Origin of the sequence: Pseudomonas sp. CP-1, assembly GCF_021213715.1 — a bacterium.
Taxonomy (GTDB): Bacteria; Pseudomonadota; Gammaproteobacteria; order Pseudomonadales; family Pseudomonadaceae; genus Pseudomonas; species Pseudomonas aeruginosa.
Genome location: NZ_JAJQKY010000015.1, coordinates 118,673 through 142,925, shown reverse-complemented (window position 1 = coordinate 142,925; position 24,253 = coordinate 118,673). Strand labels below are relative to the sequence as shown.

Sequence of the window (24,253 nt, the reverse complement as noted above, 5' to 3'; positions counted from 1 at the left end):
TCGACAACGCGCTGGTGGCGGGGATCAAGATCCAGACGGTGTTCTAGGCTGTTGCTTCGGACAACCGCGATTCGGTCATGGCCAGCGGCCATTTCTTCAGCGCCGCCCAACGCGGCGCGGCGGGCTGAACAGCCCGGCGTGCAGAACGTAATAGGAGAGTAAGCAATGCCTGTCATCAACCCCGAAGGGAGTACCGGACGATGAGCGAAGGTAACCACAGTCGATCGCGCCTGCTGCCGAGCCTGCTCGGCCTGTTGATCCTGCTGTCCGGCCTGGCGCTGCTGGCCGGCGGCATCAAGCTGGCGAGCCTGGGCGGCTCGCTGTACTACCTGCTGGCCGGCATCGGCCTGGCCCTGAGCGGGCTGTTGCTGCTGCTGGGCAAGCGTGCGGCGCTAGGCCTGTACGCCCTGGTGCTGTTCGCCAGCACCGTCTGGGCGCTGTGGGAAGTCGGCCTGGACTGGTGGCAACTGGTGCCGCGCCTGGCCCTGTGGTTCGTCTTCGGCCTGCTGCTCTGGCTGCCCTGGTTCCGTCGTCCGCTGCTGGCCGAGGGGCCGGCGCCGCTGGGCACCGCGGCGCTGGGCGTGGCGGTGGTCCTGGCCGGCGCCGCCGCGGTGGGCAGCCAGTTCACCAATCCGGGGCAGATCGTCGGTCGCATCGACCGCGACAGCGGCATGACCAGCACCGCCCCGGCGATGCCGGACGGCGACTGGCAGGCCTACGGCCGCACCGAGTTCGGCGACCGCTACTCGCCGTTGAAGCAGATCACCCCGGCCAACGTCGGCCAGCTCGAGGAAGCCTGGCGCATCCGTACCGGCGACCTGCCGACCGCCGACGATCCGCTGGAACTGACCAACGAGAACACCCCGCTGAAGGTCAACGGCATGCTCTACGCCTGCACCGCGCACAGCAAGGTGCTGGCCCTCGACCCGGACACCGGCGCGGAAATCTGGCGCTTCGATCCGCAGATCCAGAGCCCGGTAGGCTTCAAGGGCTTCGCCCACATGACTTGCCGTGGCGTCTCCTACTACGACGAAGAGCAGTACGCCAGGAGCGACGTCGGCGCGCCGCCGGCCGCGCTCTCCGAGGCCGGCAAGGCGGTCGCCGCCAGTTGTCCGCGGCGCCTGTTCCTGCCCACCGCCGACGCCCGCCTGTTCGCGATCAACGCCGACAACGGCAAGGTCTGCGAGGACTTCGGGGTCAAGGGCGCGGTCGACCTGACGGCCGGCATCGGTCCGTTCACCCCGGGCGGCTACTACTCCACCTCGCCGGCGGCGGTCACCCGCAATCTGGTGATCATCGGCGGCCACGTCACCGACAACGAGTCGACCAACGAGCCGTCCGGGGTGATCCGCGCCTTCGACGTGCACGACGGTAAGCTGGTGTGGAACTGGGACAGCGGCAACCCGGACGAGACCGAGCCCCTGGCTCCCGGCAAGTTCTATACCCGCAACTCGCCGAACATGTGGTCGCTGGCCAGCGTCGACGAGAAGCTCGGCCAGGTCTACCTGCCGCTGGGCAACCAGATGCCCGACCAGTGGGGCGGCAACCGCACCCCCGGCGCCGAGAAGTTCAGCGCCGGCCTGGTGGCCCTCGACCTGAACACCGGCAAGCTGCGCTGGAACTACCAGTTCACCCACCACGACCTGTGGGATATGGACGTCGGCAGCCAGCCGACCCTGCTCGACCTGAAGACCGCCGATGGCGTCAAGCCGGCGCTGATCGCGCCGACCAAGCAGGGCAGCCTGTACGTGCTGGACCGCCGCGACGGCACGCCGATCGTGCCGATCCGCGAAGTGCCGGCGCCGCAGGGCGCGGTGGAGGGCGACCATACCGCGCCGACCCAGGCGCGTTCCGACCTCAACCTGCTGCGCCCGCCGCTGACCGAGCGCGACATGTGGGGCAGCAGCCCGTTCGACCAGATGCTCTGCCGCATCCAGTTCCGCTCGCTGCGCTACGAGGGCCAGTACACCCCGCCGTCGGAGCAGGGCAGCCTGATCTATCCGGGCAACGTCGGGGTGTTCAACTGGGGCGGGGTGTCGGTCGACCCGGTGCGCCAGATCCTCTTCACCAGCCCCAACTACATGGCCTTCGTCTCGCAGATGGTGCCGCGCGACAAGGTGCCCAGCGGAAGCAAGCGCGAGGGCGAGACCAGCGGCGTGCAGCCGAACACCGGCGCGCCCTACGCGGTGATCATGCATCCGTTCATGTCGCCCATCGGCCTGCCGTGCCAGGCGCCGTCCTGGGGTGACGTGGCGGGTATCGACCTGACCACCGCCAAGGTCGTCTGGCAGCACAAGAACGGCACCAGCCGCGACAACACCCCGGTGCCGATCGGCCTCACCGTCGGCGTACCGAGCATGGGCGGCTCGATCACCACCGCCGGCGGCGTGGCCTTCCTCAGCGGTACGCTCGACCAGTACCTGCGCGCCTACGACGTGAAGGACGGCAAGCAGCTCTGGCAGGCGCGCCTGCCGGCCGGCGGCCAGGCCACGCCGATGAGCTACACCGGCAAGGACGGTCGCCAGTACGTGCTGATCGTCGCTGGCGGACACGGCTCCTTCGGCACCCGCATGGGCGACTACATCATCGCCTACGCCCTGCCCAGGCAATGACCCGCCCACCGGGAGCCCACAGCCGGCTCCCGGCCTTCCGGGCCTCGGCCCGGAAGGGGCTTTGCCAAGGGGAGGCGCGTTCCCGCCCTTGGCAAAGCCCCTTCGATACCTTGCGACCCGCGGAACCCTGCATGCCGTCCCGACCCCGTCCCAGCTTCGTCTCCCACCTGTTGCCCGGCTCCCTCGCGCTCTGCGGCCTGGCCATCGCCTGCGCCGCCCAGGGCGAGGAGCGACGCAGCCTCGAACCCATGGTGGTGACCGGCAGCTACAACCCCAGCGACACCTTCGACCTGCCGTTCTCGGTGGATAGCATCGAGCGCCGGCAGATCGCCGACGGCCAGCTCGGCATCAACCTCTCCGAAGTCCTGCCGCGGGTACCCGGCCTGGTGGTGCAGAACCGCCAGAACTACGCCCAGGACCTGCAAATCTCCTCGCGCGGCTACGGCGCCCGCTCGGCCTTCGGTATCCGCGGGCTGAAGCTGCTCGCCGACGGCATCCCGGCCAGCACGCCGGATGGCCAGGGCCAGGCCGCGACCCTCAATCTCGACGTCGCCGAGCGCATCGAGGTACTGCGCGGGCCGGCCTCGACGATCTACGGCAGCAACGCCGGCGGGGTGATCCAGATGTTCTCCCGCGACGGCCAGGGCGCCCCGCGGGTCGGCGCGGAAACCACCGTCGGCAGCGATGGCCTGAGCCGCAACCACCTGTACACGGAAGGCGAGGGCGACGGGGTCGGTTTCCTGGTGGATGCCTCGCGGATGGACACCGACGGCTACCGCGACCACAGCGCCGCGCGCCGCGACCAGACCTTCGCCAAGCTCAACTTCAGGCCCGACGCCGACAGCCGCCTGGCGCTGATCTACAGCAGTCTGGAACAGAACGACACTGAAGATCCGCTGGGGCAGACCTGGGACGCCTACAAGCACGACCCGCGCTCCGTCACCGCCAACGCCAAGCTGTACGACACGCGCAAGAGCATCGACCACCAGCAGGCCGGGATGAACTACGAGCGCTACTTCGGCGAGGCGACCTTGCAGGTCAACGCCTACGTGGGCAAGCGCAGTGTCGTGCAGTACCTGTCGATCCCCAGGGGGGTGGCCTCCAACAGTCAGCGCGGTGGCGGCGTGGTGGACTTCGACCGCGACTTCCACGGTGGCACCGTGCGCTGGCTGCAACCGGTACGCCAGGCGCCGGGCGAGCTGAACCTGACCGTCGGCCTCGACTACGACCAGAGCCGCGACGACCGTCGCGGCTACCAGAACTTCAACGGCGACCAGCTCGGCGTGAAGGGCGAGTTGCGCCGCGACGAGGTGGACACCGCCACCAGCCTCGATCCCTACCTGCAGGCGAGCTGGGCCATCGACGCCTGGACCCTGCAGGCCGGGGTGCGCCACAGCACCATGAAGATGGAGGTCGACGACCGCTACTTGAGCAACGGCGATGCCAGCGGCTCGCGGCGCTACCGGAAGAACACCCCGTCGTTCTCGGTGATGTACGCCTTCACCCCCGACCTGCACGGCTACCTCAGCGCCGGCAAGGGCTTCGAGACCCCGACCCAGGCGGAGATGGCCTATGCGCCGGTGGCGGCGAACGCGCCGGACGTCTTCAACTTCGGCCTCAAGCCGGCCACCAGCAGCCAGTACGAAGCCGGGCTGAAGGCGCGCCTGTGGGGCAATACGCGGGTCAACGCGGCGATCTTCCAGATCCGCACCGAGGACGAGATCGTCGTCGCCAGCTCCCTCGGCGGTCGCACCAGCTACCAGAACGCCGGCAAGACCCTGCGCCGCGGCTTCGAACTGGGCGTGGAGAGCGAACTGAGCGAGCACTGGAACGCCAACCTGGCCTATACCCGGCTATCCGCCACCTACGATTCGGATTTCGAGGCCGGCGGCAAGACCATCGGCAAGGGCAAGCACCTGCCGGGCGTGCCGGAAAGCAGCCTGTTCGGCGAACTGGTATGGAAGCCCGTGGAGGGCATCAGCATGGGCTGGGAAGGCATGTACCGCAGCCAGGTCTACGTCGAGGACAGCAACAGCGAAAAGGCCGCGCCGAGCTATGCGGTATTCAACTGGCGCACCCGCTTCGAACAGCGCCTGGGGGCCTGGACCTTCCACCAGTTGGTGCGCCTGGACAACCTGTTCGACCGCCAGTACGTCGGCTCGGTCATCGTCGGCGACGGCAACCGGCGTTACTACGAAGCGGCCCCCGGGCTGTCCTGGTACGCGGGAGCCGGGGTCGAATACCAGTTCTGAAGTGCCGGGCGCGCTTGTTCGAGCTACCCGTCCAGCCCTTGTCAGCGTCGTCAATTCCGATTACTGTATGAATGCACAGTAATCGGAAATCGCCTGCCTGCGCGACAAGGAGCACCGATCATGAGCCACAACCTTGCCGAACTGCCGCTGTCCCGACGCCGCGCCCTGGAGCGCGAGAAACAGGCCTGCCTGCGCCTCCACCTGTCCCGCAATCGTGCCAGCGAACGCCTGGAGCGCGCCGTGCGCGACGAAGTCGAGCGCCTGCTGGGTGCCCGCGAACGCCAGGGGGCCGGCTGGCCGGAGTGGGTCAGCGCGGAACTCTGCGTGGCGGACGACCCGCTCTTCGTGCGCAAGGTGGTGGCGCGCCTGAAAGCCGCGGTGGACTGGCAACGCCAGCGCGCAGCCTGAGTGTTGCTCGCTTCAGGCCCCGCTGCCGTCGCTCCCGGGCGCGCGATGATGTTGCAGGGCGCGCTGGCGATGGCCGGCGAGGATGTACCGGTAGATCAGTCGGGCGAGCGGCTCCAGTTCCATTTTCTGGCCGTTCAGCGCGGCGCCGCAGAGTGCCAGCTTGACCCGCTTGCCTCCGGCCACCGCACGGGCTTCGGGGCGGGCGAAAGCCCGCGGGTCGAAACGGGCATGGCTGTCGAAGCGCGGTGCCGTGCAATCGAAGGTGGTCGCGAAGGTGAGTTCCAACCAGCGCCCGCGTTCGATCTCCAGCGACTGGAAGGTGTACATCGGCACCTGCGGCGCGTTGGCGAAGGCGATGCTCTCCGGCGTCAGGGTGAGCGCGACCTGGCCGTGGCGCCGGTAGAGGAACACGCCCGCCAGGCAGGCGTACAGGCCGCCGCCCAGCAGCAGCGCGGCTGGCAGCCAGAACAGCCATTGGCCACTGGCCAGGCGCCAGGCGTGGGGCAGCGAAGCGAGCCAGAGACCGGTGGCGCCAGCCACCAGGCCTGCGAGCAGGGCAACGCAGGCGGTGCCCCGCGAGACCTCGCGGATCTCGCAGCGGGCTTCCAGCGGCGGCAGTTCGTCGAGGGTTTCGTCAGTTTCTTGCATGGGGATTCTCACAGGTCTTGCCGAGCAGGTCGGCGCTGAGCGCTCGGCTCAACGCCAGGGGGGCGCCGAACCAGACGCTCAGCGCCTGGCTCGGCGGTCGTGTCGGAACGGCCCGGCCGGCGGTCCCGGCCCAGGTGCGTTCGAAGCTCTCTCCCAGCGCCGTGCAGCGCAGGCCCAGCGGAGGGTGGGTATCCTGCGGATGGACCTGGAGTCCCTCCGCCCCGGGGTCCGGTGCTTCCAGGCCGGACTGGCCCAGGTAGACGTGGATGGCGTCCACCAGGTTGTCCGGCGCGCGCGCCGGAGCGAGCAGGCAGTGTTCGAGGAACGCCCGTATCGGCGCGCCGGCCGCCGCGCTGCGCAGCAGGGCCGAGGCCATCGCCGGCGCACCGGCCAGTTGTGCGGCGCGGCGGTCGGCGGCGAATTCGCGCAGGCGGCTCCAGTGGTTCACGGCGAGGCCGAAACGTTCGAGGAAGTACCCGGCCAACAGTCGCGCCGGTTCCAGTGCCGCACGTTCGAAGACGTTGGCTTCCTGCTCCTCGATGGCGGCCAGTTGGCTCGCGGCGTCCTGGTAGATCGGCAGGAAGCGCAGGCTGTAATGGGCGTCGCGGCCGGCGAAGTGGGCCAGTTCGTGAGCGATCACTGCACTCAGTTCGGCGCGGTCCAGCAGGCCCAGCAACGGTAGCGAGAGGTATAGGCTGCGTCCTTCCAGATGCTCGCCGGAAGGTTGCAGGCAGACGCGGTTGGCGGTCACGTAGAAGCCGTCGCAGAGACCTACCAACAGGTGCTGCGGGGCTGGCGTATCGAGGCGCGCCGCCAGCTCGCGCAGCAGCGTCCAGAGTTCCGGTGCATCCTCTTCGCCCAGCCGGCGGCCGATGACATCCAGGGCCGGCGCCGGGCGCAGGCGCAAGCGGCTGATCTTCGCCAGCATTTGCCACGCCGACGCCAGCAGGCCGAGCAGGATCAGCGCCACGCTCAGCTGGGTGCGTCCTTCGCTGACCGGAACCTGGCCGACCCGCCACAGCCCGAGGATCTCGAACGTTCCGGCACAGGCCAGGGCCAGGGCGAGCAGGCCGATCTGGGCGAGGAGCAGGCAGGGCAGCAGGCGTCGGCCCAGCTCGAACCACAGGAGCAGGCAGCGACGCGAGCGCAGTGCGCTGCGTGCGGCGCCGGCGATGCCGGCCAGGGAGACGGCTCCCAATACGGCGACCAGCGCCGCCAGGCAGGCTCCGCTATCGGCGAGGACGGCGGCGAAGCGATTCAGGCGCTGTGCGCTTCGTGTGTCGGCGAGTTGCTCGTCGAGCCGCGCCAGGGCCAGGTCGCGCACATAGGCCCGGCCGTCCACCCGGACGCTGGCCCTCGGCGGCAGCGCCCGCGCTTCGGCGAGCGCGCGCTCGACCCACTGCTGCGCGGCGCCCAGTCGCTCGGCCTGCTGCTCGGCGCGCCAGGACTGCCAGGCGCCGAGCCCCGCCAGCAGCGCTGGAACCAGCACCAGGCAAAGCAGCAGCCTTCGCGGATGGGCCGTGCCCTTCACTCAGCCCTGGCTGCGCAGTTGTTGCAGGTAGCGCTGGGCGTGGGCGGCCTGGATGTAGGCGTCGAGGATCGCCGCCATGTCGTCGCAGTCCAGCTTCTTGCCATCGCTCTGCAGGCCGGCCGACATGATGGTGATGCGCGGGTCCTTGCCTTTGAAGGCCATGGCCTGGGAGGCGAACACCTGGCGTACGGCGCGATGGGTCGGCAGCGGCGTTTCGGGCCGCAGGTGGAGGGTCTGGGTGGTTTGCAGCATGTCGGCCTTGACGCTGAAATCGATGACGTCGGCCAGCTCGACCGGAGCCGACAGGCTGTCGGCCCAGAGCTGGGTACGGGTCAGGCGCATGAAGGGGGTCTTGCCGGAGTTGCGATGCTGGTAGCCGAGGAACAGCCCGAACAGGCCGAGCAGCAAGCCGACGACGCCGACCCCCGGCTTGCCCTGGGAGAACCACATGCCGGTCATGATGAAGGGCACGATGCTCAGCAGCGGACCCAGCACCACGTACTTGCGGGTATTGGTGAACTCGGTGGCCGGCGGTACGTTGGCAATCACCCGCTCCAGGTGGGCGATGACCTCGGCGGTCTTCGCCTGGTTCAGCTCTTCGTGTTCGGCACCGAGGGTTTCGGCGAGGTTGGAGACGAGGTCCCGGGGTTCCTGGTTGCTCATGAAAATATCCTTGGAGTTGGGAGTGAAGAGGAAGCACTGGGCGGGATCTCGCCCAGTTGGCGGAGCCGGGCCTGGGCGCGGGCGATGTCCAGGTAGAGGTCGATGACCTCCGCGGCCTCCAGTAGCGACAGGTTGCGACCATTGAGGCGCCAGCCGGGGGACAGCAGGCGAACCTGTGGGCCGTCCCGGCATTCGCTGACGGCACGCGCGGCGAACGGGTCGAGCGGGCGCGTGGATGGCGCCGGTAGTGCCTTGCCGTGCAGTTCGAGGACTATCGCGGAGAACCAGACTCCGTCCTCCAGGCGCAGGTCGGCGACCTCCAGCAGGTCCAGCGGCGCCGACAGGCTGCGGGCGCGCAGGCGCCCTTGGCCGAGGACGAGGAACGGCGCGTTCCTGGCGTTGCGCTGCAGGCAGGCCAGACACATGAGGAGGGCGGCCGCCGCCAGCAGGCACAGCGCCGCCGCCTCATGGCCGGGACCGGGGTGGTCGCGCAAGGTCCAGGCGCCGCCGAGCAGCAGCAGGCCGAGCAGGGCGGACAGCGGCGCCGCGCCACGGGCGGCGCCGATGCTTATCCGGTTGGAAACGCTGGCGACGAAGCGCCGCAACCGCGTGGCTTCGTCGTCCCTTGCCCCGGCGGGGCAGGGTGCTTGCGCGCCCGGCGGGATCATCGGCTTTCCCCGTGGCCTGCATCGAGCAGGCGGTTGAGCCACTGCGTGTCGTCGGCGCTGACGATGCGCCTTGCCTGCCGCAGCAGGTCGTCGTCGAGCGCCAGGGAAAGGTCCGCGATCCGCTGGTAGGTCGGCGGATGGCTGTCGAAGGGGTGTTCCAGGCGGCGCGCGCTGTCCTGTTCGTCCAGTTCCAGGGAGTGCCCGCGCAGATGGTCGGTCAGCGCATGCACCAGGTTGCGCGTCTGCGGGCTGGCCAGCAGGCGTTCGATCAGTCCTGCCAGGGCGCAGGTGCGTAGCAGGGCGATGGCGAAGACCCGCGCGCCGGCTACCCGCACCCCGACCTTGTCGGCGGCCAGTTCCTGGCGGCGATTCCAGTGCAGGTAGGCGCGCTCGAAGCGATCGAGGAAGTACAGCGCGGCCCACAGGCCCGGCTTGCCGAGCAGGCCGACACGCCCATCCTCGGGGGCGGCGATGCGTTCGATGCGCAGGCGCACCTGCCGCTGCAGGAGCGACAGGGAGGCGCCGTGGGCGGTGTCGCCGGCGGCGAAGTGGCCCAGTTCGTGGCCGATGATCGCGGCGCTTTCGGCCTCGCTCATGACCGTGGCATAGGTCAGCGGGATGTACAGGGTACGCCCCTCCAGCGGAATGCCGCGGGGTGCCAGCAGGACCTTGGCCTGGGTGACGAAGTAGCAGTGCTCGATGCCGGTGACGACATGGTCCGGTAGCGGCGCTCCGGCGCGGTCGGCGATCTGTCCCAGCCATTGCCAGAGGCCGGGCGCGGCGATCCGGTCGAGTTCGCGGCCGAGCAGGTGGAGCACCGGTTCCTCCAGCGGCAGCAGTTCTCCGCGCAGGCGCCGCAGCATGAGCAGGCCGCCGAGGAACAGCAGCCACAGCGGCAGCGAGAAGAGCAGGGCGACGAAACCGTGGCTGTGCCAGTGGCTGTAGCTCCACAGCGCTTCGTAGAGCAACTGGCTGGCCAGGGCGGCGACCAGCAGGCCGGCGTGCAGCGGGACCAGTCGACCGAGGCGCCGCCAGGCCGGCGCGAGGTGGCCGAGCAGGTAGGCTTGCGAGCGCATCGAGCGGCGCCCGTCGTATTCCAGTCTCGCCAGCAAGGCGGCCGCGACCAGTGCCGACGCCAGCGCGCAGAGCTTGCCGAAAGCGGCCAGCCAGCCACGCAGGGCCAGCCAAGGATGGTCGCGGCGGATGGCCTCGGCGTCTTCGGCGAACTGGTGAAGATGACCTTCGACGCCATAGGCCGGGCGGAACAGGTGACGGGGAATGGCGCCGGCGGCGTCCGGGTCGTTGCGCGCCGAGGCGCTCCAGTCGCGCATGAACTGTTCGTCGCGCAGGGTCGAGTCGACCCGGAAGGCCTGCACGGCGGACCAGGCGTAGAGCGCCAGGGGAATCAGGAAGAGGAACGCGAGCAGCCTTACCCGCAGCGTATCGTGGCTCATCCGCGTTTATTTCTGCTCGAGGTAGTCGGTCAGGAATGCCTGGGGCTCGCCTGCGGATGACAGCGACTCGCTATAGGCGACCTGCCGCGTCTGCTGTTCGCCGGGCAGGTAGAGCTCGCCCCAGCCGTCGCGCACGATCAGGATCACATACTTGCTGCCGTTCAGTTCGGTGGAGTAGCGACTGTCCCTGGCGCTCTTTTCCACCTTTACCTTGTGGATCAGGCGGTCCCAGTCGTGGTCCAGTCCTTCGACCTGCAACAGCGCTTCGCCGGCCGCCGCTTCGCCGATACGCAGGGTCCAGACCTTGAGCCCCTGCTGGCCCTGGTAGGCCACCACCTTGTCGGCGACTGGCGGCCGCGCCTCTTCGGCTTGCGCCGTGCAGGATCCCCACGCCAGTGCGCCCATCAGCAGCGCCGCAGTCCACTTTGCTATCATTCTCGCCCCCTTTGGCAACGCGATGTAAAAGGGGCGCATCTATTAATACAGGCTCGGACCATGAACAACCGAGGCGGCCGCCGCTCACAGGAAAAGTGTCGTCGCCCACAGGTTCGGTTCGATCAGCGCACGGAACCATCCTGGAAAGCCGCTGCCTGAACCGGTTCAGATGGTTGCGTCCCACCGATACCTACGCCATGGAAAGCTGGAATCCCTACCACGACACGGAGCTTTATTTCGACGCTCCTTCGCCCCTGTGCCAGTCGCAGATCCTCGACGCGCGCGAAATGCTCGGCAGCGCCACCGGTCACTACCAGGCGCGGACGGTGCGCCCGTCGATGCAGTATTTCGATTGCGACCTGAGCTTCACCGAGCCGCTGCGAACCCACAAGGTGCTGCCGGAAGGCCTGTGCATCGTGCAGATGTTCGACGGCCAGTGGCGGCACAGCGTCGACGGCGGCGAGCCTTATCTCTACAACCTGGGCGGTCCTTCGGTGCTCGGCACCGGCGAGCCGATGGAGGCCTTCGACATCCTGCCGGCGGGCAGCCGCGTGCGCCTGGGCGGGCTGCGGATCGCCGCCAGCTACCTGGAGGAAGAACTGGAAACCGGCGACGGCGCCCTGCGGCCGCTGGCGCGGCTGAAGGGCGACGGCGCGAGCTTCACCCAGTTGTCCCGTTGCGGCGCCATCACCGCCCTGTTCGAGCGCCTCTACCAGAATCCATACCGCGGCGCCCTCGGACGCCTGCACGAAGAGAGCCTGACCTTGGGCCTGCTTGTGGAGTTGGCCGCCTACCTGGGCGGCGCGGACCTTCGTCGCGCGCGTACCCCACGCGCCCAGCGCGACCTGGCCCACGAAGCGCGCCGCCTGCTGGAGGCGAACCTCGGTGAGCCGCCGGCCAGCCTCGAACTGGCGCGCCAACTGGGGGTCGGCGAAACCACCTTGCGGCGGATTTTCAAGAACGAGTTCGGTCGCTCGATGTTGCAGTACGTCCGCGACCGGCGTCTCGAGATCGGCCGGCAGATGGTCCGCGAGGGTCGCTGGCAGATCGCGCAGATCGCCTACCGCCTGGGCTACTCCAGTCCGGAAAACTTCACCCATGCCTACCGCGCGCGCTTCGGCCATCCGCCGGGGCGCGAGTGAGGCGGACGCGGCTCAGAGCGAACGCTGGTCGACCCGCGCGGAAAGCTGCTCGGCGCTTTCCTTGCGCTCCGAATAGCGGTTCACCAGGAACTCCGTGCGCTCGCGCAGGAGCAGGGTGAACTTGAACAACTCCTCCATCACGTCGACCACCCGGTCGTAGTAGGGCGATGGCTTCATCCGGCCCGCTTCGTCGAACTCCAGGTAGGCCTTGGGAACCGAGGACTGGTTGGGGATGGTGAACATGCGCATCCAGCGACCCAGCACGCGCAACTGGTTGACCACGTTGAACGACTGCGAGCCGCCGCAGACCTGCATCAGCGCCAGGGTCTTGCCCTGGGTCGGGCGCACCGCCCCGAGCGCCAGGGGAATCCAGTCGATCTGCGCCTTGAATACCGCGGACAGCGCACCGTGGCGTTCGGGCGAGCACCAGACCTGGCCTTCCGACCACTGCACCAGGTCGCGCAACTCGCGGACCTTGGGATGCTCCAGCGGTGCATCGTCGGGCAATGGCAGCCCGGAAGGGTCGAAAATCCGCGTTTCGGCGCCGAAGCGTTCGAGCAGGCGTGCGGCCTCCAGCACCAGCAGGCGGCTGAAGGAGCGCTCGCGGGTCGAGCCGTAGAGCAGGAGGATGCGCGGCCTGTGCCCGGAGACGGGGGGCGGGTCGCCGAGCAGCGCGGGATCGAGGTTGGGTAGTTGTTCGGACATGCTTCCTCCGGTCAGAGCGAGCCGATGCGCTCCAGCTCACGCTTGAGCTGGTCGCGATCCAGGGTAGCGAAGGGCAGGCCGAGGAAGGCTCTGCAACGCTGTTCGATGCGTGCCAGGGTGGCGTGGAACGCCGCATCCCGCAGGGCTTCGTCGCCATCCAGGGCGGAGGGATCGGCCAGGCCCCAATGGGCCTTCAGCGCTGCGCCGAGATACAGCGGGCAGGCTTCCCCCGCGGCGGCGTCGCAAACGGTGATGACGATGTCCGGCGGTGCGCCTTCGAAGGCTTCGCTGCCCTTGCTGTACAGGCCGTGGGTGGCGATGCCGGCCTGTTCGAGGGTTGCCAGGCTGCGCGGATGCACCCGCCCGCTGGGCTGGCTGCCGGCGCTGCATGCCTCGAAACCCGGCGGGGCCAGGTGGTTGAACATGGCTTCGGAAAGAATGCTGCGGCAACTGTTGGCCGTGCACATGAACAGGACTCGCATGGGATGCTCCTGCCGCCGTCGCCGGCGGCCGTCAGATGGCCAGGCGCAGGGCCAGGGCCGAAAGGGTCGCCAGCAGGACCGGCAGGGTCAGCAGGGCGCCGACCCTGAAGTAGTAGCCCCAGGTGATGCGCATGCCTTTGCGCGCCAGCACGTGCAGCCAGAGGAGCGTCGCCAGGCTGCCGATAGGGGTGATCTTCGGACCCAGGTCGCAGCCGATGACGTTGGCGTAGATCATCGCTTCGCGCACCGCGCCGGCGGTGTCGCTGGCCTGGATCGACAGGGCGCCGAGCAGCACGCTGGGCATGTTGTTCATTACCGACGAGAGGGCGGCGGAAAGCAGTCCGGTACCCAGCGCGGCCGCCCATACGCCGTGCTCGGCCAGGCGGTTCAGGAGCTGCGCCAGGAGGTCGGTGAGACCGGCGTTCTTCAGGCCGTAGACCACCAGGTACATGCCCAGCGAGAAGACCACGATCTGCCAGGGCGCTTCGCGCAGCACCCGCCGGGTCGAGATCACCCGCCCGCGCCCGGCCACCGCCAGCAGCAGCGCCGCACAGGTCGCGGCCACCGCGCTGACGGGGACACCCAGCGGCTCCAGGGCGAACAGCCCGGCGAGCAGGACCAGCAGCATCCAGCCACCGACGACGAAGGTCGCGCGGTCGCGGATCGCCGCCCGCGGCGGCTTCAATTGCTCCAGCGCATAGACCGGCGGCAGGTCGCGGCGGAAATAGAGGAACAGCACCAGCAGGGAGGTCGCGACGCTCACCAGGTTTACCGGCAACATCACCGCGGCGTACTCGCCGAAGCCGAGCCCGAAGTAGTCGGCCGAGACGATGTTCACCAGGTTCGAGACCACCAGCGGCAGGCTGGCGCTGTCGGCGATGAAGCCCGCCGCCATGACGAAGGCCAGGGTCGCCGCCGGGCTGAAGCGCAGGGCCAGCAGCATCGACATCACGATGGGCGTGAGGATCAGCGCCGCGCCGTCGTTGGCGAACAGCGCCGAGACCGCCGCGCCGAGCAGCACGCAGAAGGCGAACAGGCGCCGGCCGTCGCCGCCGGCCCAGCGCGCGACGTGCAGCGCTGCCCATTCGAAGAAGCCGGCCTCGTCCAGCAGCAGGCTGATGACGATCACCGCGATGAAGGTGGCGGTCGCATTCCAGACGATGTTCCAGACGGTCGGGATGTCGCCCGGCGCGACGCTGCCCAGCGCCAGGGCGAGCAGGGCGCCGATGCTGGCGCTCCAGCCGATGCCGAGGCCCCTGGGCTGCCAGATGACCAGGACCAGGGTGAACAGGAAGATGGCGAAGGCGATCAGCATGGGGCGGCTCGCGCTATTGGCAGCAGGCGGAGGCGCGCTGCGGGCGGCCGTCCATGTCGCGCAGGCGCGCGGCGTCGGCTTGCAGCCAGTCGCCGTTGGCCCGCAGGGTCACTTGCAGGACTTCGTGGATCCAGGCCGGCAGCGCAGGGTTCAGGCGGTAATACACCCACTGGCCCTGGCGACGGTCGAGGAGCAGCCCGGCACTGCGCAACTGGGCCAGGTGGCGGCTGATCTTCGGCTGGCTGTCGGCGAGGGCGCACATCAGTTCGCAGACGCACAGTTCGCCCTGGTCGACGATCAGCAGGGTGGCGCGAACGCGCGTCTCGTCGGCCAGGCACTTGAACACTTCGGCGGGGCTGGGCATCGCTGGGCCTTCCTGAATATATGGAAAGCCGAATATACGGACATCCGTATGTATTGCAAGCGCCCCCGATCCTGCCGGCTAGCGGCGGGCGGCCTGGACTTCCTCGCTCGGCGTGCGCCCGAAGTAGCGCTTGAACTCGCGGCTGAACTGCGAGGGGCTCTCGTAGCCGACCTGGTTGGCGGCGGTACTGGCGTTCAGCCCGTCCTGCACCATCAGGCTCCAGGCCTTGTACAGGCGCACGCTCTTCAGGTACTGGAGGGGCGAGGTGAAGGTCATCGCCTTGAAGTTGTGGTGGAAGGTCGACACGCTCATGTTCGCCTCGCGAGCCAGGGTGTCGATGTCCAGCGCACTGGCGTAGTCGGTGTGGATGCGCCGCAGGGCCCTGGCCATGCGCCCGTAGCCGCTGTGCCGGCCGGCCACCGCACGCAGGGCGTTGCCCTGCTCGCTGCGCAGGGCGCGGAAGATGATCTCGCGGACCAGTTGCGGGCCGAGGATATGGCTGTCCAGCGGGCTCTGCAGGCAGCGCAGCAGGCGCATCACCGCATCGGCCATCCCCGCGTCCAGCGGTACCGAAGCCATCGGCGCGCTGGGCGCCAGTTCGTTGTCGTCGTCGCTGCCGGGAGCCTCTTCCATCTGTAGCAGCAGTTCCTTCAAGGTGCCGATTTCCACGTCGACGCTCACTCCCAGCAAGGGCTCGGCGGCGGAGGCGTGGGTTTCGCATTCGAACGGCAGGGGCACCGACATCACCAGGTAGCGTTCGGCGTCATAGCGGTAGGTTTCGCCACCGAGGAAACCGATCTTCTGGCCCTGGGCGAGGATGCAGATGCGCGGCTCGTAGAACACCGGGCTGCGCGGATAGGCCTGTTCGGCGCGCATCAGGCGGACGCCGGGGATGCGGGTGGCGTCGAAACCCGGTTCGCCTTGCAGGGTGGTGATCAGCGACGCCATGTCGGTGGAAGTAGTGCTCATGCCTTGGCTGTTTCTCCAGGAGGGGAGGCAAACGTAGCAACCCCGCGCGCGCCTGGGCAGTGGCGGGACGCAACATCGGCACGAATGGGCAAGGCTTCGACAGGAATGGACATTCTGCGGCGGCGCCCATCCGGCGAACAATTGCCCCCCGAACGGACCGCCGCCAAAAGGTCGTCGCGGCCCGCCATCCTGCGAAGAGGACACACCGATGACCCTACAGATCCGCGGCTACGCCGCCCAGTCCGCCAGCGCCCCGCTGGCCGCCCATCGCTTCGAACGCCGCGCGCCGCGCGCCGACGACCTGGTGATCGACATCCTCTACTGCGGCGTCTGCCACTCGGACCTCCATCAGGCGCGCAACGAATGGCACAACAGCCTGTACCCGCTGGTGCCGGGCCACGAGATCATCGGCCGGGTCGCCAGCGTCGGCGAGGCGGTGAGCGGTTTCGCGGTCGGCGAACTGGTCGGCGTCGGCTGCATGGTCGACTCCTGCCGGCACTGCGCCGCCTGCTCCGAGGGCCTGGAGCAGTATTGCGCGGAATACCCGACCCTGACCTACAACGGCCGCGACCGCCACGACGGCCTGCCGACCTTCGGCGGCTACTCGGAGCGCATCGTGGTCTCGGCCAGGTTCGTCCTGCGCATTCCCCAGGGACTCGATCCGAAGGCGGCGGCGCCGCTGCTGTGCGCCGGGATCACGTCCTACTCGCCACTGCGTCACTGGAAGATCGGCCCCGGTAGCCGGGTGGCGGTGGTCGGCCTGGGCGGCCTCGGTCACATGGGCCTGAAGTTCGCCAGGGCGCTCGGTGCCGAGGTGGCCCTGTTCACCCGCTCGCCGGGCAAGGAAGAGGAAGCGCGGCGGCTCGGCGCCGACCAGGTGATCCTTTCCACCGACCCACAGCGGATGGCCGCCGTCGCCGGACGCTTCGACCTGATCCTGGACACCGTGCCGCACCAGCACGACCTCAATCCCTACCTGGCGACCCTCAAGCGCGACGGCACCCTCGTGCTGGTCGGCCTGCTCGAGCCGCTGGAGCCGGCGGTGCACGGTGCGCAACTGGTGATGGGGCGCCGCTCGATCGCCGGCTCGGCCATCGGCGGCATCGCCGAGACCCAGGAAATGCTGGATTTCTGCGCGACCCACGGGATCGCCTGCGACATCGAGATGATCGAGATCCAGCAGATCAACCAGGCCTACGAGCGGATGCTGGCCAGCGACGTGAAGTATCGCTTCGTGATCGACATGGCCTCCCTGCCGAAGTCCTTCTGAGACGGGCCGTCGGCGCCGGCGGGCTCAGCAGCCCTCGGCGTCGACCAGGAAGGTCTCGAAACGCACGCTTTTCGCCCCCAGCCGCCAGACGCCCGCGCTCAGCGGGCCTTGCGCGTCCTCCCGGGCTTGCCAGGCGCGTTCGCAGTCCTCGCGTGAACGCCAGCAGGTGTAGTTCAGCACGTGCTGGCCGTCCTCGCTGGGGTGCAGGCTGGCGGACAGGTAGCCCGGGCAGTTCCTGAAGCAGCGTTCCAGGCGTTGCAGGTGCGCGTTCTGTTCCAGCGCCAGCGACAACTGGCTGGCGGGTTCCACCTCGATATCGATGAGTTGCGCGTAGCACGGCGACCGCTCGCTAGCGGCCGGGCACTGGTCGTCGGTGCAGCAGTAGGAGGAGGGGATGAGCATGGCGGGTTACTCCGGGTGACTTGTGTCGAGGGCCGGCCCAGGGTAAAACCTCAAGCAAACTTGAGGTCAAGCCAATCATGAAGAATTCCTGCGCATCCCGCGAACTGAGCGTCGGCGAACTGGCCAGGCGTGCCGGCGTGGCGGTCTCCGCCCTGCATTTCTACGAAACCAAGGGGCTGATCAGCAGCCAGCGCAACGCCGGCAACCAGCGGCGCTTCAGTCGCGAGACGCTACGCCGGGTGGTGGTGATCAAGGTCGCCCAGCGGGTCGGCATTCCCCTCGCGGAGATCGCTCGCGCCCTGCAGACCCTGCCGGCCGGGCGCAGCCCTAGCGCGGCGGACTGGGCGCGCCTGTCGGCGCAGTGGAAGGAGGATCTCACCGAGCGCATCGACAAGCTGCTGCTGTTGCGCGACCAACTGGACGGCTGCATCGGTTGCGGCTGCCTGTCGCTCCAGGCCTGCCCGTTGCGCAACCCCGGCGACCAGCTGTCCGCCGAGGGGCCGGGAGCGCACTGGCTGGACGCCGAGGGCCGCGAGCACGACGGCTAGGCAGCGGTCAGCCGTGGTGCTGGCGGTCGGCGACGGCCGGGCTGTCCTGCAGGTTGTCCGGCGGGATCGCCAGGGCGCGTAGCGATCCGGCCATGATGTCGCTGAAGGTGGGCGCCGAGACCAGGCCGCCGAAGTAGCCAATCCTGGTCGGCGAATCGATCATCACCGCCAGCACCAGTTGCGGGTCGGACGCCGGCGCCATGCCGACGAACAGCGAACGGTAGGACTTGTCCGCGTAGCCCCGGCCCGAGGCCTTGCGCGCGGTGCCGCTCTTGCCCGCCACGTGGTAGCCCGGCACGCGGGCGCGGACCACGCCCTTCGGGTCTTCCACCACGGTTTGCAGCATCGCCCGGATGCGCCGTGCGATCTGCGGGTCCATCGCCTGGCGCACCTGGTTCTGCGGGTTGTCGCGGAGCAGGCTGAGCGGCACCAGCTTGCCGTCGTTGGCGAACACCGAGTAGGCCTGGGCCAGCTCGGCGGTGTTCACCGCCAGGCTGTAGCCGAACGACATGCTGGCGGTGGCGATGTTCGACCATTTCTCGTGGAACGGCAGGTAGCCCGGGTTCTCGCCGGGGAAGCCCAGCGACAGCGGCGCGCCGAAACCGACCCGGCCGAGCTGTTCGAGGATCGGCTTGGGTCCGATCTGCAGGGCGACCTTGCTCATGCCGATGTTCGAGGAGTTGATCAGCACCCCGGTCATGGTCAGTACGTCGCGCCGGGCGACGTCGTGGATGGTGTGCCCGTCGATGGTCATCCAGCCCGGTGCCACGCTGACTTGGCTGTTCTCGTCGAACTTGCCGGAGGCCAGCGCCGCCGACATGCTGAACGGCTTGATCACCGAGCCCGGCTCGAAGGTATCGGTGAGGGTGCGGTTGCGCATGAAGGCCGGGGCGAAGCTGGCGCGGTTGTTCGGGTTGTAGGAGGGGAAGTTGGCCATCGCCAGGATCTGCCCGCTCTTCGGGTTCACCAGGACCGCCGAGCCGGAGTGTGCGCCGAACTTGAGCACGGCCTTTTCCAGCGCCTTGTAGGCGATGAACTGTAGTCGCAGGTCGATGCTCAGGGCCACGTCCTGGCTGGCCTTGGGCGTCTTCAGCACCTTGATGCTGTTGACCAGCGAGCCGCGCGGGTTGATCGCCACCTCGCGTACTCCGTCCTTGCCGCTCAGCCAGTCGTTGAAGCCCAGTTCGGTGCCTTCCTGGCCGCGGCCGTCGATGTTGACCAGGCCGATCAACTGCGCGGTCAGCTCGGAACTGGGGTAGAAACGCTTGTATTCCTTGATCTGGTGTACCCCCGTTATGCCCAGGGCCATCACCTCGCTGGCCTCGATCGGCGACAGGCCGCGCTCGAGGTAGAGGAAGCGCTTGTTCGGGTTGGCCTGGAGCTGGGCCAGCAGCGGCGCCGCGGGGCGGTGCAGGGCGCCGGCCAGGCGTGGCACCTCGTCGAGGTGGGCGGCCATTTCCCTGGGGTTGCACCAGATCGACGCGACTTCGGTGGATACCGCCAGCGGCTCGCCGTTGCGGTCGGTGATCATGCCGCGGGTGACCGGGATCGGTAGGTCGCGGATCGAGCGGAGGTCGCCCTGGTCGGCGAGGAATTCGTGGTCGTGGACCTGGAGATAGACCAACCGTCCGGAGACGGCCAGGGAGGCGAGGACGAACAGGGTGACGACAAGGATGAAGCGGTAGTTTCGGCGTTGACTGCTCATGCAAGGGCACACTGGGGAAGAGGGAGAGCGGAAGCCCGTCCGGGGCAGTGCTGAAACATCCTGTTGCAGTTGGCAACTGTACCGTCACCCGCCACCCGCTGGTCAAGCCCCTTGCCGCCGTCTAGAGCAGCAGGCGCATCGCGCAGCGGCTGTCGGCGGCGAAGCCGATCTCCTGCTCGTGGCCGAGGATCGCGCGCAGGCGCTCGCCGGCTTCCTGCCAGGTCAGCCGCTGGAAGCCCAGGCGTGCGTAGAACGGCGCGTTCCAGGGCACGTCGCAGAAGGTCGTCAGGGTCAGCGCCCGGCAGTGGCTGGCGTGGGCGTAGGTCACCGCCCGCTCCAGCAGGCGGCGGCCCAGGCCCTGTTGCTGGTGGGCCTGGGCGATGGACAACTCGGCGATGTGCAACTCGTCGGCGCAGCGTTCGGCGGCGAGGAAACCGACCGGCTGGCCATCGGCGTCTTCCGCCAGCCAGTGGCTGCCGCGCTCGATCAGGCGGCGATGGAAGTCCACCCCGGCGACCCCGGCGTCGGCGATCCAGGCCAGCTCGGGCAGCAGGCGGAAGCTTTCCCCGGCTGAGCGCTCGATGGCCGGGAGCAGCGCGGCGTCCTCGTCGCGGCTGGTTCTGATGCGGTAGTCCATTGGCTTTTCACTCCATGAGCAGGCCGTCGAGCAGCACGTCCAGGGCCTGGCAGGCCCTGGCCAGGCTCTCCGGCGGGTGTTCGGCGTTGGCGATACGCAGGGCGGCGTCCACCAGCGCGCCGTTGAGCAGCCAGGCCAGGGCCTCGGCGTCGGTGCGGCGGACCCGCCCGCTGTCCATCAGTTCGCGCAGTTGCCCGGTCATCGAGCTTAGGCAGCGCAGTTGGCTGGCCTCGCTGCTGGGGCTGCCGAGGATGGCCGGGGCATCGCGCAGGACGATGCGCTGGATTTCCGCTTCCAGGGCCATTTCCAGGTAGGCCCGGTTGTAGGCACGGAAGCCGCTCCAGAGGTCCTCGCCGGCAGCCAGGATGGCGCCGAGGCGAAGGTTCATCTCGTCGTCGATCTGCTGCACCACCGCGGCCAGCAGGCCTTTCTTGTCGCCGAAGTGGTGATACAGCGCGCCGCGGGTGAGGCCGGCGCTGGCGGTCAGGTCGTCCATCGAGGCGCCGGCGTAGCCGTTGTCGGCGAACGCTCGGCGCGCGGCGTCGATCAGCTTGGCGCGGGTTTCCTCGATCATCTCGGCGCGAGGCTTGCGGGCCATGCGAGGTCTCCGGGTGGCGAAGGGGCTTCAGGATAATTGACATACGCTGCGTATGTCTCCATGATTTTTGACATACGCTGCGTATGTTAATTTCGTCTTCTCCCGTCGTCGCCGGTTCCGCTGGAGCCGGCCAGCCGAGGCTTTCCATGAGCAACCCCTATCTCGAACTGTTCGCCGCGCCCGGCGCCAAGGGCTTTTCAGCCGCCGGCCTGCTGGCGCGGATGCCCCTGTCGATGACCGGCCTGGGCATCGTCACCATGCTTTCCCAGGTGCATGCCGACTACTGGCTGGCCGGTACCGTGGCGGCCACCTTCGTGTTCTGCAATGCCTTGCTCGCGCCGCAGGTATCGCGCCTGGTGGACCGCTTCGGCCAGGGCCGGGTGCTGCTCCCGGCCGCTCTGGCCAGCGCCCTGGCGATGAGCGCGCTGTTGCTGTGTACGCACTATCGAGCGCCGAATGCCTGGCTCTACCTGTTCGCCTTGCTCGCCGGGGCGATGCCGAGCATGCCGGCCATGGTGCGGGCGCGCTGGACCGAGCTGTACCGGGGCTCGCCGAAGCTGCACACGGCGTTTTCCTTCGAATCGGTGATGGACGAGGTGTGCTACATCATCGGGCCGGTGCTGGCGGTGAGCCTCAGCGTCGGCTGGTTCGCCGAGGCGGGGCCGCTGCTGGCGACGCTGTTCCTGGTCGCCGGGGTGAGCCTGTTCAGCCTGCAACGCGGCACCGAACCGCCGCTGCATGCCCATCCGCGGCGCCGCGCCGGCAGCGCGCTGGCCTATCCGGCGGTACGCGTGCTGGCGCTGGTGCTGGCCGCCATCGGGGTGATCTTCGGCGCGGTGGAAGTGGTCAGCGTGGCCTTCGCCGAGGCGCACGGCAACAAGGCTGCGGCAAGCCTGGTGTTGTCGGTCTATGCCGTCGGCTCATGTCTCGCGGGATTGCTGTTCGGGCTGCTGCGCTGGCGCCTGGCGCTTTCCCGGCAATTGCTCAGCATGGTTACGCTGATGGCCCTGAGCCTGATGCCGCTGCTAGGGGTGGAGAGCATCCTTGCGCTTGCCCTGACCGTGCTGGTGGCCGGTTTCAGCGTGGCGCCGACGATGATCCTGGCCATGGGCCTGGTCGAGCGCGCGGTGGACCCGGCACGCCTCACCGAAGGCCTGACCTGGGCCATCACCGGGCTGGGCATCGGCATGGCCCTGGGCTCGGCGCTGGCCGGCTGGGTGGTGGAGGGCTACGGCGCCGCCAGCGGTTTCCTCGTCGCGGTCGGCGCCGGCTGGTTGGCCTGGCTGCTGGCCCTGGCCTGCTTCCGGGTGCTGGCTCAGGACGAGGCCGGCGACTGCGCGGTGTCCGGCTGAGCCGGGAAGGCGTATTCGCGTTCGACCCGGGCGATCCGCGCGCTGAAACCGGCGTACCAGTCGCGCCGGCCGCGCGCCTGGGCGTCGCGGTGCTCCGCGTGGCGGCTCCAGGCACGGATCGCCGCCTCGCTGTCCCAGTAGGAGACGGTGATGCCGAAACCGTCGGTGCCGCGGACCGACTCCACGCCGAGATAGCCCGGCTGGCGGCTGGCCAGTTCCAGCATGCGCTCGGCCGCTTCGGCGTAGCCGTCGTCGACGGCGCTGCGATGGGAGCTGAAGATCACTGCGTAATAAGGTGTCGGGCCGCGCCGGGGGCGGTCGCGGCGCTGCGTCCGGCACGCCTCGACGAATGCCTTCGGCAGTGGCGGCAGGACGCCGGCCAGGGCTGCCCGCTCGGGTTGGAACAGGGTGGCGACGAAGAACGGATGCTGTTCCAGCTCCACCGCGCGGATCGCTCCGTCGGCGCTCCAGGCGCTGGCCCGCAGTGCGCCGCCGGTAAGTTCCGCGGCGAAGCGCGGGGCGATTGCGTAGCGGCAATGGTAGTCCGCCTCGATCCAGTCGGCAGCATACGCCAGGGCCAGGCGCGAGCCGCGCAGCAGGCGGACTTCCTCGCGGGCTTCGAGCAGAGCGCAGGGCAGGGCGGCGATCACCGCCTGGTCGCTGTGCGGATGCTCCTCGCCATGGGTCGCCGCCTGCCAGCCGAGGGCGTTGCGGGCGAACTCGAGGATCGTGTGCTGGAAGCCGGCGCAGGTACCGAGGAACGGCCGGCGCCGGCCCCGGGCATGGGCGATCAGGCGCAGCACCGCGTCGGCGTCGCGATAGGGGCTGCCCGGCACGCACCAGAACCCGTCATAGCGCTCCAGCGCCGGCTCGGCGGGCAGGCGGTCGCTGGCCAGCCAGTCGAATGCGATCTCCAGGCCGAGTGCCTCGCCGGCCAGGCGCAGGGCCAGGGGAATCGCCCGGTGGGCGGTGATGTGCGGGTCGTGGTCGCCGACCAGGGCAATGCGCAGCGGCGCCGCGGGAGGGGTGGACATCCGTTTTCGCTCCAGTTTCGCCACGCCGGTTGGCGGGCCCTGGCGCTCACTCTATAGTTGCGTTTCCGCACTCGATATCGGCGCCAATGCAAAAGATGAATGCACCGCTGCAATATCGCCTGGACCATGCCGATCTTGCCCTGGTCCTCGCCCTGGTTCGCGGCGGTAGCCTGGCGCGGGCCGCAGAGTTGCTCAGGGTCGATGTGTCGACGGTTTTCCGGGCCATCCGCCGGCTGGAGAAGAACCTCGGCAAGGCGTTGTTCGACAAGAGCCGCAGCGGCTACCTGGCGAACCAGACCGCCCGCCGCCTGGCGCAGCAGGCAGAACTGGCGGAACAGGCGCTGGAGGCGGCGCGCATCGGCCTCGAACTGGAGCGCGAGGTGCTCAGCGGTACCGTGCGCCTGACCTGCTCCGACGCCGTCCTGCATGGCCTGCTGCTGCCGGCGCTGGCGCGCTTCATGCCTGGCTATCCGGCCCTGCAACTGGAGCTGGCGACCTCCAACGACTTTGCCAACCTCAGCCGGCGCGACGCCGACATCGCCCTGCGCATGACCCGCACGCCGCCGGAACACCTGGTCGGGCGCAACCTCGGCGAGGTGCGCTACGTGCTCTGCGCCAGCGAACGCTACCTGGAGGGCCGCGACGCGGCGGAGCCCGCCATGCTGCACTGGATCGCCCCGGACGATTTCCTTCCCGACCACCCGAGCGTGGTCTGGCGTCGTCGACACTATCCCGGGGTGCTCCCGGCCTACCGCTGCAACGGTGTGCTGGCGGTAGCCGAGATGGCCCGCGCCGGCCTCGGCCTGGCGGCGATCCCTGCCTACCTGCTACGCGACGGCGATGGCCTGCGGGTACTGGACGCCGACCTCGAGGGCTGCGCCAGCGCCCTGTGGCTGCTGACCCGTCCGGACTGCCGGGCGTTGCGCTCGGTGGTCGCGTTGTTCGACGAGCTGGGGCGGCATGTGCGCTTGGGCGATGAATGAAGGGGGGAGGGCCGTGCCCGGTACGGCGCGCTCCCGCTCCCCAACCCTCTCCCGCGAGCGGGAGAGGGGCTGGAAT

The 24,253-nt window shown here is 69.0% G+C and carries 24 protein-coding genes; 8 read left to right on the top strand and 16 right to left on the bottom strand.

The annotated features are described in order from the left end of the window. The first annotated feature begins 200 nt into the window (after positions 1 to 200). The 3 genes from LT948_RS24925 to LT948_RS24915 all read left to right on the top strand — a co-directional run bounded on the left by LT948_RS24925 (position 201) and on the right by LT948_RS24915 (position 5,272). Positions 201 to 2,612, top strand: coding sequence for a glucose/quinate/shikimate family membrane-bound PQQ-dependent dehydrogenase (locus tag LT948_RS24925; RefSeq protein ID WP_033995467.1), 2,412 nt, complete (start codon positions 201 to 203; stop codon positions 2,610 to 2,612). Positions 2,613 to 2,743: 131 nt separating this feature from the next. Next, positions 2,744 to 4,864, top strand: a complete 2,121-nt coding sequence (locus tag LT948_RS24920) for a TonB-dependent receptor family protein (RefSeq protein WP_033995469.1) — start codon at positions 2,744 to 2,746, stop codon at positions 4,862 to 4,864. Positions 4,865 to 4,984: 120 nt separating this feature from the next. Beyond that, complete coding sequence (locus tag LT948_RS24915; protein WP_003089338.1) at positions 4,985 to 5,272, top strand: hypothetical protein; 288 nt, start codon at positions 4,985 to 4,987, stop codon at positions 5,270 to 5,272. 12 nt (positions 5,273 to 5,284) lie between these two features. Here LT948_RS24915 and LT948_RS24910 read toward each other — a convergent pair whose 3' ends face one another. Genes LT948_RS24910 through LT948_RS24885 form a run of 6 tightly spaced genes read right to left on the bottom strand, consistent with a single transcriptional unit; the run spans position 5,285 to position 10,671 of the window. Beyond that, positions 5,285 to 5,920: a hypothetical protein gene (locus LT948_RS24910; protein ID WP_003089334.1), complete on the bottom strand. Its 636-nt coding sequence runs from the start codon at positions 5,918 to 5,920 to the stop codon at positions 5,285 to 5,287. Beyond that, entirely contained in the window at positions 5,907 to 7,451 is a 1,545-nt protein-coding gene (locus LT948_RS24905; RefSeq protein WP_024947115.1) for a M48 family metallopeptidase, read from the bottom strand. Before LT948_RS24905 ends, LT948_RS24910 begins: the two co-directional genes overlap by 14 nt. Then, complete coding sequence (locus LT948_RS24900) at positions 7,452 to 8,114, bottom strand: hypothetical protein (protein WP_003089328.1); 663 nt, start codon at positions 8,112 to 8,114, stop codon at positions 7,452 to 7,454. After that, a complete protein-coding gene (locus tag LT948_RS24895) occupies positions 8,111 to 8,782 on the bottom strand; it encodes a hypothetical protein (RefSeq protein WP_209364718.1) in 672 nt (223 codons plus the stop codon). Before LT948_RS24895 ends, LT948_RS24900 begins: the two co-directional genes overlap by 4 nt. Beyond that, on the bottom strand, positions 8,779 to 10,236 hold the full coding sequence (locus LT948_RS24890) for a M48 family metalloprotease (protein WP_209364720.1): 1,458 nt from the start codon (positions 10,234 to 10,236) through the stop codon (positions 8,779 to 8,781). The genes LT948_RS24895 and LT948_RS24890 overlap by 4 nt, the downstream gene beginning before the upstream one ends. 6 nt (positions 10,237 to 10,242) lie before the next feature. Continuing rightward, positions 10,243 to 10,671, bottom strand: a complete 429-nt coding sequence (locus tag LT948_RS24885; protein ID WP_003089323.1) for a hypothetical protein — start codon at positions 10,669 to 10,671, stop codon at positions 10,243 to 10,245. 287 nt (positions 10,672 to 10,958) lie between these two features. Here LT948_RS24885 and LT948_RS24880 point away from each other — a divergent pair, with 287 nt between their 5' ends. Further along, positions 10,959 to 11,813, top strand: coding sequence for a helix-turn-helix transcriptional regulator (locus tag LT948_RS24880; RefSeq protein ID WP_003122741.1), 855 nt, complete (start codon positions 10,959 to 10,961; stop codon positions 11,811 to 11,813). Positions 11,814 to 11,825: 12 nt separating this feature from the next. On the opposite strand, the gene arsH is transcribed toward LT948_RS24880, so the two are convergent. The 5 genes from arsH to LT948_RS24855 all read right to left on the bottom strand — a co-directional run bounded on the left by arsH (position 11,826) and on the right by LT948_RS24855 (position 15,648). Continuing rightward, a complete protein-coding gene (gene arsH / locus LT948_RS24875; RefSeq protein ID WP_023097609.1) occupies positions 11,826 to 12,518 on the bottom strand; it encodes an arsenical resistance protein ArsH in 693 nt (230 codons plus the stop codon). 11 nt (positions 12,519 to 12,529) lie between these two features. Next, the gene (locus LT948_RS24870) at positions 12,530 to 13,000 is read right to left on the bottom strand and encodes an arsenate reductase ArsC (RefSeq protein ID WP_003112098.1); all 471 of its coding nucleotides are present in this window, start codon (positions 12,998 to 13,000) and stop codon (positions 12,530 to 12,532) included. 31 nt (positions 13,001 to 13,031) lie between these two features. Beyond that, complete coding sequence (locus LT948_RS24865) at positions 13,032 to 14,315, bottom strand: arsenic transporter (protein WP_003089314.1); 1,284 nt, start codon at positions 14,313 to 14,315, stop codon at positions 13,032 to 13,034. Positions 14,316 to 14,328: 13 nt separating this feature from the next. Continuing rightward, complete coding sequence (locus LT948_RS24860) at positions 14,329 to 14,679, bottom strand: metalloregulator ArsR/SmtB family transcription factor (protein WP_003089312.1); 351 nt, start codon at positions 14,677 to 14,679, stop codon at positions 14,329 to 14,331. Between the two features lie 78 nt (positions 14,680 to 14,757). Continuing rightward, the gene (locus LT948_RS24855; protein WP_003110753.1) at positions 14,758 to 15,648 is read right to left on the bottom strand and encodes an AraC family transcriptional regulator; all 891 of its coding nucleotides are present in this window, start codon (positions 15,646 to 15,648) and stop codon (positions 14,758 to 14,760) included. A gap of 208 nt (positions 15,649 to 15,856) precedes the next feature. Between LT948_RS24855 and LT948_RS24850 the strand changes: the two genes are divergently transcribed. Further along, complete coding sequence (locus LT948_RS24850; RefSeq protein WP_003139432.1) at positions 15,857 to 16,918, top strand: NAD(P)-dependent alcohol dehydrogenase; 1,062 nt, start codon at positions 15,857 to 15,859, stop codon at positions 16,916 to 16,918. A 24-nt stretch (positions 16,919 to 16,942) separates the two neighbouring features. Here the strand turns inward: LT948_RS24850 and pumA are convergent, their stop codons facing one another. After that, positions 16,943 to 17,320, bottom strand: a complete 378-nt coding sequence (gene pumA, locus LT948_RS24845; RefSeq protein ID WP_003089304.1) for a monooxygenase PumA — start codon at positions 17,318 to 17,320, stop codon at positions 16,943 to 16,945. Positions 17,321 to 17,397: 77 nt separating this feature from the next. On the opposite strand from pumA, the gene soxR reads away from it, so the two are divergent. Then, entirely contained in the window at positions 17,398 to 17,868 is a 471-nt protein-coding gene (gene soxR / locus LT948_RS24840) for a redox-sensitive transcriptional activator SoxR (RefSeq protein WP_003089301.1), read from the top strand. A gap of 7 nt (positions 17,869 to 17,875) precedes the next feature. Here soxR and LT948_RS24835 read toward each other — a convergent pair whose 3' ends face one another. The 3 genes from LT948_RS24835 to LT948_RS24825 form a co-directional block, all read right to left on the bottom strand. Next, entirely contained in the window at positions 17,876 to 19,573 is a 1,698-nt protein-coding gene (locus tag LT948_RS24835; protein ID WP_003110751.1) for a peptidoglycan D,D-transpeptidase FtsI family protein, read from the bottom strand. Between the two features lie 121 nt (positions 19,574 to 19,694). Further along, positions 19,695 to 20,210, bottom strand: coding sequence for a GNAT family N-acetyltransferase (locus LT948_RS24830; protein ID WP_003139434.1), 516 nt, complete (start codon positions 20,208 to 20,210; stop codon positions 19,695 to 19,697). A gap of 7 nt (positions 20,211 to 20,217) precedes the next feature. Further along, positions 20,218 to 20,808 carry a TetR/AcrR family transcriptional regulator gene (locus LT948_RS24825; protein ID WP_003089292.1) on the bottom strand — a complete coding sequence of 197 codons (591 nt, stop codon included), beginning with the start codon at positions 20,806 to 20,808 and terminating at the stop codon, positions 20,218 to 20,220. 146 nt (positions 20,809 to 20,954) lie between these two features. Between LT948_RS24825 and LT948_RS24820 the strand changes: the two genes are divergently transcribed. After that, positions 20,955 to 22,160 (top strand): MFS transporter, encoded by a 1,206-nt coding sequence (locus LT948_RS24820; protein WP_003110750.1) that lies wholly within the window; start codon positions 20,955 to 20,957, stop codon positions 22,158 to 22,160. Here LT948_RS24820 and LT948_RS24815 read toward each other — a convergent pair. Next, positions 22,124 to 23,194 (bottom strand): CTP synthase C-terminal region-related (seleno)protein, encoded by a 1,071-nt coding sequence (locus tag LT948_RS24815; RefSeq protein ID WP_015502924.1) that lies wholly within the window; start codon positions 23,192 to 23,194, stop codon positions 22,124 to 22,126. The two genes, LT948_RS24820 and LT948_RS24815, sit on opposite strands and share 37 nt — an antisense overlap. Positions 23,195 to 23,280: 86 nt before the next feature. Here LT948_RS24815 and LT948_RS24810 point away from each other — a divergent pair, with 86 nt between their 5' ends. Continuing rightward, positions 23,281 to 24,177 (top strand): LysR family transcriptional regulator, encoded by an 897-nt coding sequence (locus tag LT948_RS24810; protein WP_009315794.1) that lies wholly within the window; start codon positions 23,281 to 23,283, stop codon positions 24,175 to 24,177. The last annotated feature ends 76 nt before the right edge of the window (positions 24,178 to 24,253 follow it).